This is a genomic window from Calditrichota bacterium (genome assembly GCA_013112635.1).
GTDB lineage: Bacteria > Calditrichota > Calditrichia > Calditrichales > J004 > JABFGF01.
The window spans coordinates 970,596-988,798 of the sequence record JABFGF010000001.1 but is presented as its reverse complement, the minus strand read 5'-3'; the positions used below and the strand labels follow the sequence as shown (position 1 = coordinate 988,798).

At 36.5% G+C, this 18,203-nt stretch carries 15 protein-coding genes; 8 read left to right on the top strand and 7 right to left on the bottom strand.

Going from position 1 to position 18,203, the window contains the following annotated elements; all coding sequences use genetic code 11:
• Positions 1-126 precede the first annotated feature (126 nt).
• On the top strand, positions 127-1,941 hold the full coding sequence (typA, locus tag HND50_04035; protein NOG44372.1) for a translational GTPase TypA: 1,815 nt from the start codon (positions 127-129) through the stop codon (positions 1,939-1,941).
• Positions 1,942-1,995: 54 nt separating this feature from the next.
• Here the strand turns inward: typA and HND50_04030 are convergent, their stop codons facing one another.
• From HND50_04030 to HND50_04005, 6 genes are all read right to left on the bottom strand, one after another.
• The gene (locus tag HND50_04030) at positions 1,996-2,703 is read right to left on the bottom strand and encodes a T9SS type A sorting domain-containing protein (GenBank protein ID NOG44371.1); all 708 of its coding nucleotides are present in this window, start codon (positions 2,701-2,703) and stop codon (positions 1,996-1,998) included.
• A gap of 39 nt (positions 2,704-2,742) precedes the next feature.
• Positions 2,743-4,134, bottom strand: a complete 1,392-nt coding sequence (locus HND50_04025) for a T9SS type A sorting domain-containing protein (protein NOG44370.1) — start codon at positions 4,132-4,134, stop codon at positions 2,743-2,745.
• Between the two features lie 245 nt (positions 4,135-4,379).
• Entirely contained in the window at positions 4,380-5,828 is a 1,449-nt protein-coding gene (locus tag HND50_04020; protein ID NOG44369.1) for a TrkH family potassium uptake protein, read from the bottom strand.
• Between the two features lie 155 nt (positions 5,829-5,983).
• Complete coding sequence (trkA, locus tag HND50_04015; GenBank protein ID NOG44368.1) at positions 5,984-7,324, bottom strand: Trk system potassium transporter TrkA; 1,341 nt, start codon at positions 7,322-7,324, stop codon at positions 5,984-5,986.
• A gap of 72 nt (positions 7,325-7,396) precedes the next feature.
• Entirely contained in the window at positions 7,397-7,690 is a 294-nt protein-coding gene (locus tag HND50_04010) for a type II toxin-antitoxin system RelE/ParE family toxin (protein ID NOG44367.1), read from the bottom strand.
• Positions 7,687-7,899: an addiction module protein gene (locus HND50_04005; GenBank protein NOG44366.1), complete on the bottom strand. Its 213-nt coding sequence runs from the start codon at positions 7,897-7,899 to the stop codon at positions 7,687-7,689. Before HND50_04005 ends, HND50_04010 begins: the two co-directional genes overlap by 4 nt.
• Positions 7,900-8,125: 226 nt before the next feature.
• Here HND50_04005 and HND50_04000 point away from each other — a divergent pair, with 226 nt between their 5' ends.
• From HND50_04000 to HND50_03990, 3 genes are read left to right on the top strand one after another with little or no spacing between them, the layout of a single operon-like run.
• Positions 8,126-9,826 (top strand): hypothetical protein, encoded by a 1,701-nt coding sequence (locus HND50_04000; GenBank protein NOG44365.1) that lies wholly within the window; start codon positions 8,126-8,128, stop codon positions 9,824-9,826.
• An 18-nt stretch (positions 9,827-9,844) separates the two neighbouring features.
• On the top strand, positions 9,845-12,292 hold the full coding sequence (locus tag HND50_03995) for a hypothetical protein (GenBank protein ID NOG44364.1): 2,448 nt from the start codon (positions 9,845-9,847) through the stop codon (positions 12,290-12,292).
• A gap of 1 nt (position 12,293) precedes the next feature.
• Entirely contained in the window at positions 12,294-14,378 is a 2,085-nt protein-coding gene (locus tag HND50_03990) for a glycosyltransferase (GenBank protein ID NOG44363.1), read from the top strand.
• On the opposite strand, the gene HND50_03985 is transcribed toward HND50_03990, so the two are convergent.
• Positions 14,375-14,638 carry a hypothetical protein gene (locus HND50_03985; protein NOG44362.1) on the bottom strand — a complete coding sequence of 88 codons (264 nt, stop codon included), beginning with the start codon at positions 14,636-14,638 and terminating at the stop codon, positions 14,375-14,377. The genes HND50_03990 and HND50_03985 overlap by 4 nt on opposite strands.
• A 235-nt stretch (positions 14,639-14,873) precedes the next feature.
• Here HND50_03985 and serS point away from each other — a divergent pair, with 235 nt between their 5' ends.
• From serS to upp, 4 genes are read left to right on the top strand one after another with little or no spacing between them, the layout of a single operon-like run.
• On the top strand, positions 14,874-16,145 hold the full coding sequence (serS, locus tag HND50_03980; protein NOG44361.1) for a serine--tRNA ligase: 1,272 nt from the start codon (positions 14,874-14,876) through the stop codon (positions 16,143-16,145).
• A complete protein-coding gene (locus HND50_03975) occupies positions 16,138-16,776 on the top strand; it encodes a class II aldolase/adducin family protein (protein ID NOG44360.1) in 639 nt (212 codons plus the stop codon). The genes serS and HND50_03975 overlap by 8 nt, the downstream gene beginning before the upstream one ends.
• Positions 16,773-17,510, top strand: coding sequence for a 1-acyl-sn-glycerol-3-phosphate acyltransferase (locus HND50_03970; GenBank protein ID NOG44359.1), 738 nt, complete (start codon positions 16,773-16,775; stop codon positions 17,508-17,510). The genes HND50_03975 and HND50_03970 overlap by 4 nt, the downstream gene beginning before the upstream one ends.
• Complete coding sequence (gene upp, locus HND50_03965) at positions 17,507-18,133, top strand: uracil phosphoribosyltransferase (GenBank protein NOG44358.1); 627 nt, start codon at positions 17,507-17,509, stop codon at positions 18,131-18,133. The genes HND50_03970 and upp overlap by 4 nt, the downstream gene beginning before the upstream one ends.
• Positions 18,134-18,203 lie beyond the last annotated feature (70 nt).

Genomic DNA, 18,203 nt, shown 5'->3' with positions numbered 1-18,203 from the left:
TTTATCAGCTCCGTTTTTATTTGGGTTAAAAAGCAACCTGCAAAGTTGTTAAAGAACCTTGGAGGTTATTTGAAACTGAAAATTAAAATCAAGATTTTTAAAAAGTAGAGAAAAATTATAATGGATATAAATAAGATTCGAAATATTGCCATCATTGCACACGTGGATCATGGCAAAACAACCTTGGTGGATGAAGTTTTAAAACAAGAAAATTTCTTCAGGGAAAATGAACAGTTCCAGGAACGCTTTATGGATTCCAATGATCTTGAGCGGGAGCGCGGTATTACAATCCTGGCCAAAAATATTTCAATCCGTCATGGCGATTATAAAATTAATATTATCGATACGCCGGGCCATGCCGACTTTGGCGGCGAGGTGGAACGTGTTTTAAAAATGGCAAACGGTGTTTTGCTTTTGGTGGATGCTTTTGAAGGAACCATGCCACAAACACGGTTTGTACTGCAAAAAGCTTTGGCGCTCCATTTAAAACCAATCGTGGTTATCAATAAAATGGATCGTCCGCAAGCAAGACCATTGGAAGTTTTGGATGAGATTTATGATTTGTTTATCGATCTTGGTGCAGATGATGACCAGTTGGAGTTTCCGGTGATTTATTCATCGGCAAAAGCAGGCTGGGCCAGCACCGATCCGGAAGTTGTAACAGATAACATGACTGCTTTGATTGAGAAAATTATCTCTGATATCCCTCCTCCACAATTTAAAGAGGGTACAACACAAATGCAGATAACTTCCCTGGATTATTCACCTTATGTTGGAAGAATAGGGGTCGGCCGGGTTTATCGTGGCGAAATTTCTGCAAGCAATAAATATAAGTTGGTTAACCGCAATGGTGATATCGTTGATGCCAGTATCAAACAGTTGTTTTCTTTTGAAGGTCTTAGCAGGGTTGAACAACAATTGATTCCTGCCGGTGATATTTGTGCTGTAGTTGGGATTGAGGATATAAATATTGGCGATACAATCGCAGATTTTGAAAACCCTGAACCAATGCCTATTATCGCTATTGATGAACCAACAATCAGCCTGACCTTTACCATCAACAATTCTCCATTTTTTGGTAAGGAAGGCAAGTATGTAACCAGTCGCCATTTGCGTGACCGCTTGATGAAAGAATTAGAGCTTGATGTTGCTTTGCGGGTGGAACCCACAAGTTCACCAGATAGCTATAAAGTTTCCGGGCGCGGGATTTTACACATCTCAATTTTGATGGAAAATATGCGTCGTGAAGGTTATGAATTTGCTGTTGGAATGCCGCGCGTAATATATAAAGAAATTGATGGACATAAAGCAGAACCGGTGGAAGAATTGGTTGTTGATGTACCGGGCGAGTTTTCTGGCAAAGTGATAGAACTGGTTTCTCCGCGTAAAGGGAATCTGGTAAGTATTGAAGACAAAGGCACTTTTAAAAACCTTGTATTTCATATTCCATCGCGGGGGTTAATGGGCCTGCGAAACCGCCTGTTAACAGCAACAACCGGTGAAGCAGTAATGAACCATCGTTTCTATCAATATGAATTTTTTAAAGGTTCTATCCCGCAGCGCCAAAACGGTGTTATGATTTCCATGGGGCAGGGCCAGGTTATTCCTTATGCCGTAGATGCTCTTCAGGACCGTGGCCAGTTTTTTGTTGATCCGGGTGTGGATGTTTATATGGGGCAAATTATCGGTTCTTATAACAAGGAAAGCGATATTGTTGTAAATGTGCAGAAGGCCAAGAAGCTAACCAACATGCGCGCCTCCGGGAGTGATAAATCGATGAAGATTGCACCGGCAATTAAAATGAGCCTGGAAGAATATCTTGAGTTTATCGATGATGATGAATTGGTGGAAGTAACGCCAAAAAACATCCGAATCCGTAAAATGATATTGGATGAAAATGGCCGTAAAAGGGCAGAATCTGCCAAAAAGAAAATAGCTTAGTTTTTTTGTTTTAGACCTTCCAGGTTTTCGAAACCTGGAAGGTCTTCTTAATTCCTATCGTAATAGAACCATCTTTTTAGTTTGAACAAAATCCCCAGCCTTAATCCTGTAATAATAAACCCCGGAAGCAAGATTTTGAGCATTGAAAGCGACTGAATGAATTCCTGATGTTTGGCTTTTGTTAACCAATGTTTCTATTTCCCGTCCCGCAATATCATAAACAGTGATTTTTACATCACTCCTAATTCTTAATTCATAATTTATAATTGTAGTTGGATTAAACGGGTTGGGGTAGTTCTCAAAAAGAACAAACGACGGTAAACTATTAAAATCATTGTTTTTTAAATCAGAAAAACCGTATCCAGATGTAAAAATAGATAAAGCTTTATTGTTATTAGAGTTGTTATAAAAAATAAGGGAATCAGTGAAATTGCTGGAAACTTTGCAAATTGTGCAAAGATCCACCCAGATAAAATCTAAAATAGCAGTATCATGTTTTGCAATACTAAATGCTGTTTCGTTTTCATAGTTACTTATGTATCTACCAAAACTTGAATCGGCTGTGGTAATTTCAAGGTTATATCCAAAATCATCATATTTTGAAATGATGCTATCAATTCTTAAAAGTGTATCACCTGAATTATAAATAAGCAAAGAATCAGTATTGAGCCCTCCTAAAAATACAGAATCTTTGTTTACGCTTATTGTTTGGCCAAATAAAACCATAACACAAAATAGAATTAGCCATATAGTTTTTTTCATCACTACTCCTATAAATAAGTATTTGTCTTTCAGTATTTCTTATCGAAGCAAAAGCATCTTTTTCGTTTCAATAAAATCCCCAGCCTTAATCCTGTAATAATAAACCCCGGAAGCAAGATTTTGAGCGTTGAAAGTGACTGAATGAATTCCTGATGTTTGGCTTTTGTTAACCAATGTTTTTATTTCCCGGCCTGTATTATCATAAACAGTGATTTTTACATCACTCCTAATTCTTAATTCATAATTTATAATTGTAGTTGGATTAAACGGGTTGGGATAGTTGGAAAATAATGCAAACTTGACTGGCTTTTGAGTATTAGATTCAATAGCCGTAGAAGGATCAAAATGATCTTTTGCCCACCAGATATCTGTTTTGTCATTCTCTGTGTGTTCCCAAAAAACAACCACATCAAGACTATCCCAGTAATTTTCACCACGAGAGATAATTCCTGTAGTAGGATGCTCATCATTTTCCAGAGATTGAGAAATCTTCAGATTTCCTTCATACCACAAACCATAGATATAAACATCCTGTTGTCCTTGGTTTTCACTATTGTATACAACAAACTCCGAAGACTTGTATTTTGATGAAGGGTATTCATCTGTTATCACCGGATAAACATAAGGTGCAGGATTTTCAAGGTCTTGACCTTCAATAGAAATTATGTCCCCTCCACCAAATTGTATTCCCCATCTATCTTTTTCTTTTATTTGAAAAGCGTGGATAAAACTATTATAGATAGGGTTAATATTTTGTGTTGCATATGAAATTTTGTGAGTCGAAAGTGAATCGGTTCGATACTTATTATATTCTAAATGATAAATTTGTTTTTGGCTATCCGGCCCTGCTTCGTAAAGAATGGAAAAGTGCTTTCTATCACTGTAAGGCTGAATGTCAAAATTAGAAATCAACTCGGATTCAATCTCATAACTATTAAACGGACTTGAAAGAGACTTTACAATAATTTTTGAACCTGTTAACCAAGCAATATGGTTAATACTCAGCTTCGGTTGCTCACCATTAAATACGGTGTCGGACATAAACTGGATTGGTCCAAAATTTTCACCATTAAAAGTGCAATAAGCAATTTGCCAATGATCTTCTTTGTAAGTTTGCCAACAAATTCGAATGGTATCATTGTCAAAATAAGAGGCAGAACTAATATCCGGGTTTATTAAGGGGAGTGTGTCAGAAACCACTGTAATAATTTCACCAAACTCTGGTGATATTTTTTGAATGAAAATTGAGTAATTTTTTTTATTTATGTTTTGCCAGCATAAATATAAAGGAGCAGGACCTGGGTGTTCTTCCTCCAATAAAACACAATTTGTATTATTGCCGGGGATTGTAATAAATGGTTCTGGTGCAAAATTTTGCGCAAGAGAAATATTTAAAAATATAAGCAATAGAAAAATGAGAGAAATACGCATGACACCCTCCGCTTAAAATTTGGTCGATTTTAATTGGGTGTGGGAAGCGATCCTAACTTAAGTAGTTTGTGGTGAGATGTAAAGAGGAAAATTAAAAAATGAAAGAATTACTTTGAGCTTAAAGTTATAGTATATGCGTCATCCTGAATTCATTTCAGGATCCAGTAGTTTTAAATAATTGGGATTCCGAATCAAGTTCGGAATGACAGAAACTACTTTGTGTTTTTATAAACCTTTATTAAGAATTACTTCTTCCAAAACATAGGCGTGAATATTATTAAAACCGTATAAATCTCCAGACGGCCAACCAGCATTAAAAAGGAGAGAAACCATTTACCCAAATCAGGAATAAAACTGTAATTATCTGTGGGGCCTAAATCAGCTAAAGCAGGGCCAACATTGCCAATTGTTGCAGCAACGCCGCCAAGTGAGGTCTCGAAATTCAATCCAAGCATATTCATAAACAAAACACCAAAAACGAAAATCGATACATAAAAAAGATAAAACCCGGAGACATTGGCCATAATATCGCGGCTAACAACAACCTTGCCTACGCGTACCGGCAAAACTGCCTGGGGATGAATTAAACGCTTTATTTCATTCAGGCTAAATTTAATCAAAATAAGTGAGCGAATAATTTTTAATCCGCCACCAGTCGATCCTGCACAACCACCAAAAAACATTAGGACAAGCAACACCATTCTTGAACTTGTAGTCCATTGCTCATAATCGGCAGTACCGTATCCGGTAGTTGTTATAATACTAACTACCTGAAAAAATCCCTGACGAAAACTTAATTCAACATCCTGTGCTGTTTGGTTCCAAACGCTAAATGTTATAAACAATGTTGCGGCGCCTATTATTGCAAAGAAAAAAAGTGATTCGGGGTCTTTAAAATATATTTTGGGCTTACCTCTTAAAGCGCGGTAGTGCAGTGAAAAATTTAATCCGGCAAGTAGCATAAAAACTGTAATAACATAATCCACATAGGCACTGTTATAATGCCCGATACTTGCGTTTTTGGTTGAAAATCCACCCGTTGCCAATGTGCCAAAACTGTGACAAACAGAATCAAACCAATCCATACCACCAAACATAAGCAAAGCAATTTCAGCGGCTGTTAAAAGTACATAAACACCCCAAAGAAGCTCGGCAGTATGTTTTATACGTGGCGTCAATTTATCTGGCGAAGGCCCGGGAACTTCTGCCTTAAAAAGCTGCATCCCGCCAACACCAAGCAAGGGCAATATAGCCAAAGAAAGTAGGATAATTCCCATCCCACCAAGCCAATGCGTGAGCGATCGCCAAAATAATAAACCATGAGGTAAAGCTTCAATATCAGTTAAAATGGTTGCCCCGGTTGTGGAAAAACCGGACATAGTTTCGAAAAAAGCATCGGTGTAAGATGGAATGAATCCTGAGATAAAAAAGGGTAATGCGCCAAGTAGGGAAAATATAGTCCAGCCAAAAGTAACGATTATAAACCCATCTTTTGCGCGTAGTTCCTGGTTATGGTTCCGGGAAAGAAAATATGAACTGAACCCAACTATCAGGCTGATGGCGATGGTGATTATAAATGATGCAAAATCCCCTTCATCATAAATCCAGGCGATGATTGCCGGTGGAATTAATGAAAGCGCCAGAAAAAGAACAAGGGCACTAAGAGTATTTATTATAACTTTTAAATGAATCATGTTAACAATTGAAAGATTGAAATATTGAAAGATTGCAAAATTTGTTTTTAGTCCTACATTTATTTTTGATTTTATTTACAAGTTGTGAAAGGTCAATATACTTTTAATTATTTTTTTTACTAATATTACAATCTTAAAATCTTTCATTCTTACCATTAATTAAAAATCTTTTCAACATCATGGATTGCAGAAGGGAGTGCAAAAAGTACGACTTTATCACCGGCTTTTATTTGCGTATCGCCCATGGGGATTAAAACTTCGTCGTCTCTTTGGACAGCGCCTAAAATAACATTTTTTGGAATTTTTGCTTCACTTAGCTTTTTACGTGTAATTTTCGATCCTTCTTTTGGGATAAGCTCGATGGCTTCAACAGGAGTTCCCGGAATAGAGGCGACCGATACAATTTGGCCACGCCGGATATATTTTAAAATACTGTTCACTGTCAGCATCTGTTTAGACAGATAAGCGTCAATCCCGATGGTTGGGATAATGGGCGAATATTCAGTTTTATTAATTAATGATATTATTTTGGGAACACGCAGGTGCTTGGCCATTAAACTGGCAACAATATTTGTTTCGTCTTCACCAGTCACTGCAATAAATGCATCCATATCGATAATACCTTCCAGCGCCAAAAGGTTGATATCCAGGCCATCACCTTTTATTACAAGAGATTTTCGTAATCGTTCTGCAAGATCAATTGACGCATCTTCGTTGGATTCGATTATCTTTACATTGAAGTCTTTTTCCAGTTCACGTGCAATTAAATAGCCGGTTTGTCCACCACCCAAAATCATAATATTTTCTATTGATTGGTTTTCTTTGCCAAACATTTTTATAGCTTTATCAACTTTGCTTTTGGGCACCACCAAAAAAATGCGGTCATTGGGTAGAAACATATCAGAACCACCAGGGATTTTTGTTGTCTCTTTCCTCTGGATAGCAACAGTTCTAAACTCTACCTCAGAGAATTCCATACCAAGTTCAATCAGCGGCTTACGGAGTATTTCCAGGTCGCGGTCCAGATGGATGCCTAGTAAAACAATTTCACCTTCTGCAAATTCAATTAGCTGATTGGCAGCACTTTGTTTAAGCAGCCTAACAGCACCCATTGCCGTTTCAGATTCGGGATGGATTATCATATCGATATCCATTTTTTCCGCATTTAAAGGGCAGTTTTGATGAAGAAATTCGTGGTTCTTTACACGTGCGATGGTTTTGCCAACATTGTACTTTTTTGCAAGTAACGCTGAAAGAAGGTTAACCTCGTCATTGCTCGTTACAGCAACAAGAAGATCAGCATTTTTGATTCCGGCTTGTTCCAGTAATTTATAGCTTGTACCGTTTCCCTGAATTGCGTGTGCATCCAACGCTTCAGCGGCACGTGCAAACCGCTCGTTATCTTTTTCGATAATCACAACATCATGTTTTTCGTAAGAAAGCAGCTTTGTAAGGTTAAACCCAACATGACCGGCACCAATAACAATAATATGCAATTTCTATTTTTCCCTTTTTCAATAGTCTTTATATAATTTCAAAATAAGATTTAACTCTAATAAGATGATAGATCATTGCATTCTCGACCTTATCCAAGCAGGATCCCTGCGACAATCTAAAGCTGCGTATATCCGGATTTCATTTTCTTCAATGCGGTAATAAATTGCAAAAGGGAATCTTTTTGATAAAAGTCGATAGTAATTATTGAAGTGGATACTATGAATCCCTGCAAATAATTGTAATGATTCTATATCCGAATAAAGAGAGTCTAAAAAATATTTCCCAATACCTTGCTTTTGTGATTCATAAAAATGAAATCCTTCAATTAAGTCCTCTTTTGCGGAATTAAGAATCTTAATTTTCATTCAATAGAGTTCCGAATATCCTTTTTAGCACGATCCCAATCCACAAAATTATCTTTTCCTTCTCTAAGGTTTTTCTCTCTAGCTTTCAGGACATTTTCATGCCACTGAGGTGAAGAAAAGTCTGGTGTATTTCGGCAGATATCGTCCCACAATACTTCCATAGTTTTCAATTTCTCAGAGATACTCATTTTGTTTATATTTAAATCCATATTTCTCCCTTTTTGCTTATAAGGGGCACCAAATCTTTTTTTTGATTGAAACATTCAAGATCAGAATTGTCATTAAGTTTGTAACGCGAACTTAAATAATTAGATCATGTTGTGCAAAAATTATGATCTTCAATGAATGTGCTTGAAATTGGCTTGTTTCAATCAATGATTGTTTTTACTTTCCGGGCGCGTATAAACAAATTTCCTTACACGAATGACTCAATCCATGAAATATAAAATCATTACTTTTCTTGTTATCTTTCTAATTTTCTTAAAACCGGGTTTTGCCCAAAACCCAGCTTCCGTACCGGTTAATCACCCTGTTTACAATTATTTTGACAGGATGGAAACTCTGGGTCATCTTACCAGATTATTAGATGGAGTTCGTCCGTACAGCCGTTCTAAAGTTGCCAATGCACTAAAAGAGCTTAGTAAAAAAAGAACCGACCTAACAGCGATTGATGTACGAAAACTGGATGAGTTTCTTCTCGATTTCAGATTTGAATTATCTCAAGACAAAAAACATGCACTAATTCCTGAAAACCAAAACTGGTATAGCACTTTGGCAAGCTTAAAGAATTTGCAAAAAGATTTTTCACGAGCTTTGGATCAGTATTTTCCTGAGGAAGAAAATCACCTGTTTATTTGGGAAGATAGTACTAATAATTTTTATCTCGATTATGAACAGGTATTTACGATGGATATCCGTTCAGATAAGCTTAGCCGAAATGCCAACGAGCAGTCCTATATGGCACGTGGAACGCTTAATAATGATTTTGCTTATCAGGTTAAAGTTAGTTTACAGGGAGTGCGGGGTGATGATGGATACAGGGAATCCGATCCGATTATTAAAAGTGGTTTCAGCCAGGAAAGTGAAGATGGCGATGTGGTATTCACAGATCGGACCGGTGGCGAATTAGCCTGGCATACAAAGTATATGGATGTTCATTTTGCGCATCAGGAAATAAGTTGGGGGCATGGCGAATCCGGTAAATTAATTTTGTCAAATTTTCCGGAGCAATATCCATACTTTCAGGTTTCCCGGGAATGGAGCTGGGGGAAATTCACAGCCATGCATGGCAAATTGCAATCTTTTCAATCGGATACGCTGGCTGATGAGACGCGTATTTTCCCGGACAAATGGGTTGCTGCGCATAGGCTGGAAATAGCACCATTCAGCAATTTTACATTTGGGATTAATGAGGTTTTTATTTACGGGAACCGATACGCTGACTGGGCCTATCTAATTCCATTTAACTTTTACAGGGCTGTACAGCATAAATTACGAGACCGTGACAATGCTACAATCTCACTGGATTTTGAATATATTCCAATTAACAGGTTAAAATTTTATACAACAATTTTCCTTGATGAGATGAAATTTGAAAAGCTTGGCACAAATTGGTGGGGAAACAAACACGCCATTCAAAGCGGTTTGCATATAGCAGATCCTTTTGGCTTATCAAATACCGAATTGAGGGCGGAATACTCTGCAATTATGCCCTGGGTTTATACCCATAAATTTAAAATAAATCGTTATGAATCAGATAGCCGTTCGCTTGGTCATTGGGCAGGACCAAATTCTGAAGTTATTTATTTGGCTCTTCAAAAAGATTTTCATGCTCGTTTAAAAGGCGGCATTCAGTTTTTACAGTATAAAAAGGGCGCCAATACAGACAGTGTAAATGTTGGCGGTAATTTACTAACCGGAAGAAATATCCTTGGAGCCGGACAAGAGGAGCCTAAAGAAACACGCAATTTTCTTGAAGGTAACTTAACAACCGAGCGTCGTACAAAACTGTATCTGCAATATGAAATTTTTAACGATTTATATCTCTCCGCTTCGTATATTTGGATCAACACAAAAGATAAAATTGAAGAGAAAAGCCTTAATGAAATCCACCTGGGCTTTTTATTTAACTATTAAAATTCCGGCAATATTGCTTTGGCTCAATTATCATATCCTTTATTATTTCTTGTTGTAATAGTTGCAACAACCGTTGCATTGCTTGTTACGTCTCTGGTTAAAAAACAAGCCATCAAAAATAAAATCGGCTCCTTTCCAGATGAGCGAATGGTTCATACAGGATTTATTCCCAGACTTGGCGGGCTTGGTATATTTAGCGGATTTCTTTCCGGGATCGTTTTAAGTGTAATATTATTCCAACCGGACTACATTGTAAACTCGCACTACCTGTTTATTCTTCTTGGTATTTTTGTAATAGTTGCTGTTGGCGCATATGATGATTTTAAAGGCCTTAATGCGGCACGAAAATTTTTGGGTCAGTTTATTGCTGCAACTCTTGTAATTTATTCCGGTTGCACTATAGATGTTGTTATAAATCCATTTGGTGCTGATTTATCACTGGGCTATTTTTCAATTCCTATTACATATTTATGGATAATTGGCGTAACAAATGCCGTTAACCTGCTGGATGGCCTGGATGGATTAGCAGCCGGGGTAAGTTTTGTTGTCGCGGTTGTATTTGCGATAATTGGCTTTGTTGGCGGTAATATGATGGTGATTGTTTTCAGTCTTTCCCTGGCCGCGGGAATACTTGGTTTTTTGCGATATAATTATCATCCTGCCTCTATTTTTATGGGCGATACCGGTTCGCTGTTTTTGGGATTTATTTTAGCATCATTAAGTTTAAAATCTTTTGAGAACAGTAGTACAAATATTGCCATGCTCTTACCGATTATCACTTTAGCAATCCCAATAGGCGATACGGCCGTTTCTTTTTTCCGGCGTTTGAATAATGGCAAACATCCTTTTAAACCAGATAAAGACCATCTCCATCACAGGCTTATTTTTCTTGGATTAACCCACAAACAGGCAGTTCATATAATTTATATGCTCTCGGTTGCTTATGGTGCAACAGCACTTTTAATGGCGCTGGACATACAAGTTTTAGGCTTTGTAATGTTGATACTTTCTCTTGCGTTTTCAGCCCTTGGATTAAAAAGACTTGGTTATCTCGAAGCCCGAAAAAGTAAAACCATATATGGCGATTATACCTCATTTCAGGTTGAAAATGAATTGGCACCGCTTTCTATAAAACGCTTTTTGCACAGAATGATTCTAGGGTTAAGCGACCTGATTACTCTGAATTTGTCAATGATGATTTTTATATGGGTTCGGTTCAAGCTTGGGCTAATGGCCAATACAACACAAACATTTGAAGAAATATTATCGTTGCAACCAATGATGGCAGTTACATTTACCTGGTTGTTGCTGTTTGTTTTAAACGATCTTTATTCAATGCGCTGGGATGTTTCGCGGTTTGATAAAACCCGGAGAATAAGCAAGACAATTCTATTTGGCATATTTATTTTTTTTATAGTGACTCTGGATAGTAATAATATTGTCTCTCAAAGCCGCTTAACAATTTTGCTTTATGCCGTTTTGCTAATTGTGTTTGTAAACATTGGACGTCTTTTGGTAATTGCCTTTGAGAAAAAACTGTCAATTCTTGAATATGCTCCTCAAAATACTTTGCTCGTAGGAGCTACAGAGAAATCAAGAAAGCTTTTAAAAGATATACGCAAAAATCGACACCTTTTATATAAAGTAATTGGGTTTGTTTCTAAAAGTGGCCAAAAAGAAAGTTTTAGCGATTTGAAATCTTTGGGAACTTATAAGGATATTCCGGAGATTGTACGGTCATACGGTGTCAGTGAAATTATTATTGCGATAAATGAACGATCTCGCGATGAAATTTTGTCGATATTAGCCTCTGTTGAAAATATGAAAGTTGTTTTTAAAATTATCCCCCAGTTTTATGATGTTGTATCCGGACATAAAACCGAAGAGGTTATTGGACACCCCTTAATTAGACTTTTCCCGGATCATATGCACCTTTGGCAATGGTTGAGTAAACGCTTTTTTGATATTGTTGTATCTTTTACATTACTTGCTATTTTTTTTCCTATTGGTGTATTGGTTTACATTTTAGTGCTAAGTAGCAGTGCAAATCCCAGATTAAACATTCTAAACAGTGTTGGAAAAAATGGCCATATCTTTGGTAAATTGAACTTTAATGTCTTAGAAAGGAAGTCGGTAATTCAAAGGTTCCTTTACAAAACCAATTTATATAAATTTCCAGAATTGATAAATATTTTGATGGGAAAAATGAGTTTTGTTGGGCCAAGGCCTGAATCACCAGAAGTTGTATCTGAAATGAAAGAAAAAATCCGTTTTTATAACAGACGTTTTCAAATAAGACCTGGATTTACAGGTTGGGCACAAGTAAAATACAGATATGATGATTCGCTAAAATCAAAAAGAGAACAATACAAGCAAGATTTATTTTATCTGGAAAATATGTCAATCACTTTTGATATAAGAATTTTGTTACGTTCGCTTTACATTTTTCTATTTACAAAGTTTTAAAATGAGTAAACAATCAATAAAAATATCAGTTATTATTGTAAACTATAATGTCCGTGACTTCCTTGAACAAGCTCTCGAGTCTGTAAACAGGGCGCTTAAGAATATTCCATCGGAAATTATTGTAGTTGACAATGATTCCATTGATGGCTCTGTGCAGATGATGCAAAAACGTTTTCCCGGGATTGATGTAATTGCCAGTAAAACAAATCTTGGCTTTTCCGGCGGAAATAACCTTGCCCTAAGTAAAGTGGTTGGCGAGTTTGTGGTGCTACTTAATCCTGATACAGTTGTTCAGGAAGATACCTTTCAAAAATTGCTTCAGTTTTTTGATGAAAATCCGCAGGCTTCAGCGGCGACATGCAAAATTTTAAACCCGGATGGAACCTTTTCGATTGATTGCCGGCATAGCATTCCAACTCCATCTACAGCCTTTTGGAAATTGCTTGGCCTAAACAAACTGTTTCCCAAAAGCAAAATCTTCGGACGCTATAACCTTACTTATCTTGATGAAAATAAAACTTATCCTGTTGAGGCTATTTCCGGGTCCTTTATGATGATTAAAAAGGAAATGGTTGACAAGACTGGTCTGTTGGATGAGACATTTTTTATGTATTGTGAGGATATTGATTATTGCCACCGCATCAATCAACAGGGAGGTGAAATTTATTATGTTCCGGATACACAAATTGTACACTACAAAGGAGAAAGCAGCAAAGCGAATAATCTGGATTATGTGATAACATTTAACCGGTCCTTGTATCAATTTTATAAAAAGCACTACCAGCAAAAATACATTTACCCATTTAAATGGTTTATTCTTCTTGGGGTTATTTTCCGTGGAATTGTTATTTACATAAAAAATATTGTAAAAACGTATTATCCTTTTTTATTAGATCTGGGCATTCTTAACGTAGTTTTGTTTTTCAGTTTCCTTGTAAGATACGAGCTAAAACATTCATTTCACTTACAAGATTTTTTTTCTGAATATATTATCATCAACCTGATAACCTCAGTTATATATTTTATTAGTGCGCTGTTTTTCGATCTAAGCAGAAAAGACAGGTTTAAACCTGAAAAAGTTTTCAAAGTTTTGCTCTCTACATTTTTATTTGTTGCCGCCCTTACTTTTTTCTTTAAACAGTTCGCCTTTTCTCGTTTTGTGGTTTTAATTGCTGCAATTGCCAGCAGTATTTTAATGATTGGCTGGCGGGTGCTATTTAATAAATATGCTTCAAAATATTCCACTGCGCTTGGTAAGGAATTTGTTAGAAAAAAAACCCTCATTGTTGGTGAAGATGCTGAAACCGGTAAGCTGTTAGAGAAACTGAATCATACGCTGGATTCGGGGTTGGATATTCTTGGAGTGGTGGCCACATCAAGAGAACAGATTGGAACAAAACTAGCTGGCTTTGAATTTGTTACATCACTGGATCAGCTTCAGGAGTATGTTCGGATTAAAAAACTGGATATGATTATTTTTAACACACATAACATCTCCTATGAGGCTATTTTAAGGACAATGACTGCATTGCAGGATACGCAAGTCGAATTTAAAATGGTTCCAGGCCATTTGGAATTTATGATAGGAAAGTCGAATATTGAGCGATTTGACTCCATGCCGCTTGTTGATATTGAGTACGCTTACGGAAGGATTTTTAACCGCTTTGTAAAAAGGGTTTTTGATTTGGGAGTGTCTTCATTTTTTCTGATTTTTTTAGCGCCTGTTTTGATCTTTCAATTTCTGTTTTTGAGAAAAAGCATTTTGAGAAAGAAACTTTTATCCGGGTCGAAGAATTTTTTAGTTTTTACAACATCTAAAAAATCAGGTCTGTTTAGCTTTACACTTAATTTGCTGAATATCTGGTTAGGGCAACTCTCATTTGTTGGTGCTCCGATAAGTTTTAAAAAGGATCAAAGTTCAAAGTTTGAATATAAGCCCGGGCTCACAGGCTTAATACAATTGAATTCTCAAAAAATACCTGATTCACAAACCTTCGAAAAATACGAATTGCACTATTTAAAAAACCAGTCTGTTTTTCTCGATGTAGAGCTACTTTTAAGATCAATATTTAAAAAGAAAAATTAGACTGCACAGCAGTTTGTAATATCGATTGGTTTGCTTTCAGGTTTCTGGTAAATAATTTTGCGGATAGTTTCATACTGCAAATATGGATATTCATCCTGGATCATTTCAATAATCATATATGTAGGATGGCTTATTTTAAGTTCATTAAATCTTTTGCGGATATGGTAGTCGCGAATTCCTTTTTCGCGTAAAAGGTTGTTTTTGATTAAAAACTGAAATGCATCATCGGTGAGATGTTTTTTAAGTGGGTTCTGCATCATTACTTCCTCCTAATTGTTTATTTAGATGAAAATCAGTAACAATGCTTTATAAAATATTCCTCCTTATATTTGTGGATTATTTTTTTACTTTTTGATGATAACGAATTTAAGGTAGCTTTGCAAGAGGGAAATTTTTCCCTTCTATATTATTTTGCCTTAAAAAGCCTATAAGAGTAAATTTTCACCTAATTTAAAATTAAAAAATTATATATAGAAACGGAGCAATATCAATAATATGATTGATATAAAATATTTAAGAGAAAACCCGGAAAAAGTTGTTGAGGGTATTAAGAATAAAAATGAAAATGGCAATATTGACTCTATATTAAAAAATGATCAAAAACGCAGGGATTTAATATTTGAGGTAGAAAATTTAAAACGGCAAAGGAACGAAAACTCAACACTGGTTGCTCAATATAAAAGAGAAAAGAAAGATGCCGCTGAATTAATCACAAATACCAAAACAATTTCATTGAAAATTAAAGAAATTGATCAACAGCTTCAGGAACTTGAAGAGCTTATTTTCGCAGAGCAAAGTAAAATCCCAAATATGCCACATGAAACAACTCCCATTGGCCGGGACGAATCTTTTAATAAAACAATTAAAGAATGGGGGAATAAACCTCAATTAAGTTTTGAACCCAAAGACCACATCGAATTAGGTGAAATGCATGATATATTGGATTTTAAAAGAGGTGGAAAAATAAGTGGCAGCGGTTTTGCGGTTTATAAAGGCCTTGGAGCAATGCTTGAGCGAGCCTTAATAAATTTTATGCTGGATGTACATATCGAAAAACATAATTACACTGAGGTATTAACTCCATTTATTGTAAACCGTGATAGCATGTTTGGTACGGGCCAACTACCTAAAATGGAAGATGACATGTATTTTGCGGAAAAAGATGATCTTTTCTTAATCCCGACAGCAGAGGTGCCAGTTACAAATATTCATAGAAATGAAACCTTAAACGAAGATCAACTCCCCATAAAATATGTTGCCTATTCAGCTTGTTTTCGCCGGGAGGCAGGTTCCTATGGCAAAGATACACGTGGCTTTCAACGTGTACACCAATTTAACAAAGTGGAAATGGTCAATTTTGTTCATCCCGATAATGCGGTTCAGTTTCATGAACAAATGCTGGTTGAGGCCACTGAAATTTTAGAAATGCTAAAGCTTCCATACAGGGTTCTTTTACTTTGTAGCGGTGATATAAGTTTTGCCGCAGGGAAGTGTTACGATATCGAAACATGGTCTATGGCAGATAATAAATGGCTTGAAACATCAAGTGTCAGTAATTTTGATTCATTTCAGGCACGGCGTTCCAACATTCGCTTTAAACCTTCCAGTGGTGGCAAAACAGAATTTATTCATACTTTAAACGGATCAGGTCTTGCAACATCACGATTGATGGTCTCTTTGCTGGAACATTACCAAAATGAAGATGGCACAATCACGGTCCCGGAGGTTTTACATTCCTATATGCGTGGTATAAAAAAGATTGGCTAATTTAATTACTGAAAGACAGCTAAAGCTGCACATAGTTGAGATTGGTAAAAAACTATATTCCAACAGGTACATTGTAGCTACCGATGGGAATATAAGTGCCCGGATTGGAGACTCTATTATAATTACACCTTCAGGTGCTTGTAAAGGGAATCTTTCCGCAGATGATTTGCTTGTATGTGATATGTCGGGAAATAAGATACGCGGAAACGGAGAAATTTCATCTGAATTTAAAATGCACCTCGAAGCATATAAAACACGACCGGATATTGCAGCCGTTGTTCATGCCCATCCTTTGTATTCAACTTCATTCGCAACATGTGGCCTTGCTATAGATGAACCGATTTTACCTGAAATTATCTTAACACTGAAGAAAATCCCTTTAGCAAAATATGCAACTCCGGGAAGCATTGAAGTAGGAGATTCAATTAAAAAACTAATTTTAAGCCATGACAGTATTTTGCTTGAAAACCACGGTGTTATAACTGTAGCCGATAATTTAAATAACGCTTATATGCACCTGGAAAGAGTTGAGCATGTGGCCCAAATAATATTTTTAGCAAAACAAATGTGCAGACCAACAACTTTGTCTCCGGATCAGGTAGATTCAATTATTAAATCAGGAAACGGATGAAAACGATAATTCAATTTATTCACTCAATATTGGCCTATCCTGCAATTCTCATTTCGACCATATTGGCTTCACTAGCTGCTGCTTTTTTTGGTTTTTTTAATCCGCATTCTAATTTAACCACAAGTGCTATTCGTTTATGGGGCAGATCACTTTTATGGTTAAGCGGCTCAAAACTAATTATTGAAGGTCTCGAAAACATTGAACCTGATAAAGCGTATGTTTTTGCTGCAAATCATTTGGGCGCATTGGATATTCCGGGGGTAATATTTGCAATTCCGCAAACAGCCCGTTTTATTGCAAAAAAAGAACTGTTTCGGATACCACTTTTTTCAATGGGCATGCGCAATTCCGGAATGCTGAAAATTGATCGAGGCAATAGCGAGGAAGCGCGAAAAACTCTTGACGAGGCAATCGGTACAATAAAGAATGGTTGCTCTGTTGTGATATTTCCGGAAGGGACACGAAGTAAATCAGGCCAGATACAAAACTTTAAAAAGGGTGCTTTTATACTTGCGTTAAACGGGCGAATCCCAATAATTCCAACTGTAATTATGGGAACTCAACATTCTGTTTCTAAAAATAATTTAATTAAAAGCGGTAGCATAAAGATTAAGTTTTTACCAGCGATAGATACAACAAATGCAGATTATGAACAAAGAAACAAACTTGTACAAATTGTTAAAGAAAATATTGTTTCTGAGTTTGAGCCGGATTTTAATAAAGGGGAAATATGAAAAATGTACACATCTTAAATCATCCGCTAATTCAGCAAAAACTGTTTTATTTAAGGGATGAGCGAACAATTAATCTTCATTTCCGAACGATGCTTAACGAAATTGCCGGATTAATGGTTTATGAAGTAACTCGAAATCTACCAATCCTTGAAAGAGAGTTGCAGACACCATTAGAAAAAACTACAGGGTTTGTATTGGCGCGTCCTGTTACATTAGTGCCTATTTTGCGCGCAGGCCTTGCTATGTGTGATGGAATATTAAGCTTGATTCCTAAAGCCCGGGTTGGCCACGTTGGTTTGTATCGCGATAAAGATACTTTGCAACCGGTTGAATATTATTTGAAATTCCCAACCGATTTGGCTGATTCTGAAATAATTGTTATTGATCCTATGCTTGCAACAGGCGGAAGTGCTGCTTCGGCTATAGATGTAGTTAAAAAACATGGAGGAAATTCAATTACCTTCGTTTGCCTTGTAGCAGCGCCGGAGGGTATTACAGCATTTCACAAAGAACATCCTGAAATTCCAATTTATACAGCGGCATTGGACCGAGAGTTAAATGAAAAAGGCTATATTCTTCCCGGACTTGGTGATGCCGGTGACCGTATTTATGGAACTGAGTAAAAGAAATAATTGTAAGAATTGAAATTTAAGCTATAAGGAAATAGTGTTAGGTCTTAACAGACTTAACTCT

Bases quoted from the DNA above. Each gene is read 5' to 3' on its own strand.
- HND50_04030 (NOG44371.1), bottom strand. From the start codon at position 2,703: ATGAAAAAAACTATATGGCTAATTCTATTTTGTGTTATGGTTTTATTT.
- HND50_04025 (NOG44370.1), bottom strand. From the start codon at position 4,134: ATGCGTATTTCTCTCATTTTTCTATTGCTTATATTTTTAAATATTTCT.
- HND50_04020 (NOG44369.1), bottom strand. From the start codon at position 5,828: ATGATTCATTTAAAAGTTATAATAAATACTCTTAGTGCCCTTGTTCTT.
- HND50_04010 (NOG44367.1), bottom strand. From the start codon at position 7,690: ATGAAAATTAAGATTCTTAATTCCGCAAAAGAGGACTTAATTGAAGGA.
- HND50_04005 (NOG44366.1), bottom strand. From the start codon at position 7,899: ATGGATTTAAATATAAACAAAATGAGTATCTCTGAGAAATTGAAAACT.
- HND50_04000 (NOG44365.1), top strand. From the start codon at position 8,126: ATGAAATATAAAATCATTACTTTTCTTGTTATCTTTCTAATTTTCTTA.
- HND50_03990 (NOG44363.1), top strand. From the start codon at position 12,294: ATGAGTAAACAATCAATAAAAATATCAGTTATTATTGTAAACTATAAT.
- HND50_03985 (NOG44362.1), bottom strand. From the start codon at position 14,638: ATGATGCAGAACCCACTTAAAAAACATCTCACCGATGATGCATTTCAG.
- serS (NOG44361.1), top strand. From the start codon at position 14,874: ATGATTGATATAAAATATTTAAGAGAAAACCCGGAAAAAGTTGTTGAG.
- HND50_03970 (NOG44359.1), top strand. From the start codon at position 16,773: ATGAAAACGATAATTCAATTTATTCACTCAATATTGGCCTATCCTGCA.
- upp (NOG44358.1), top strand. From the start codon at position 17,507: ATGAAAAATGTACACATCTTAAATCATCCGCTAATTCAGCAAAAACTG.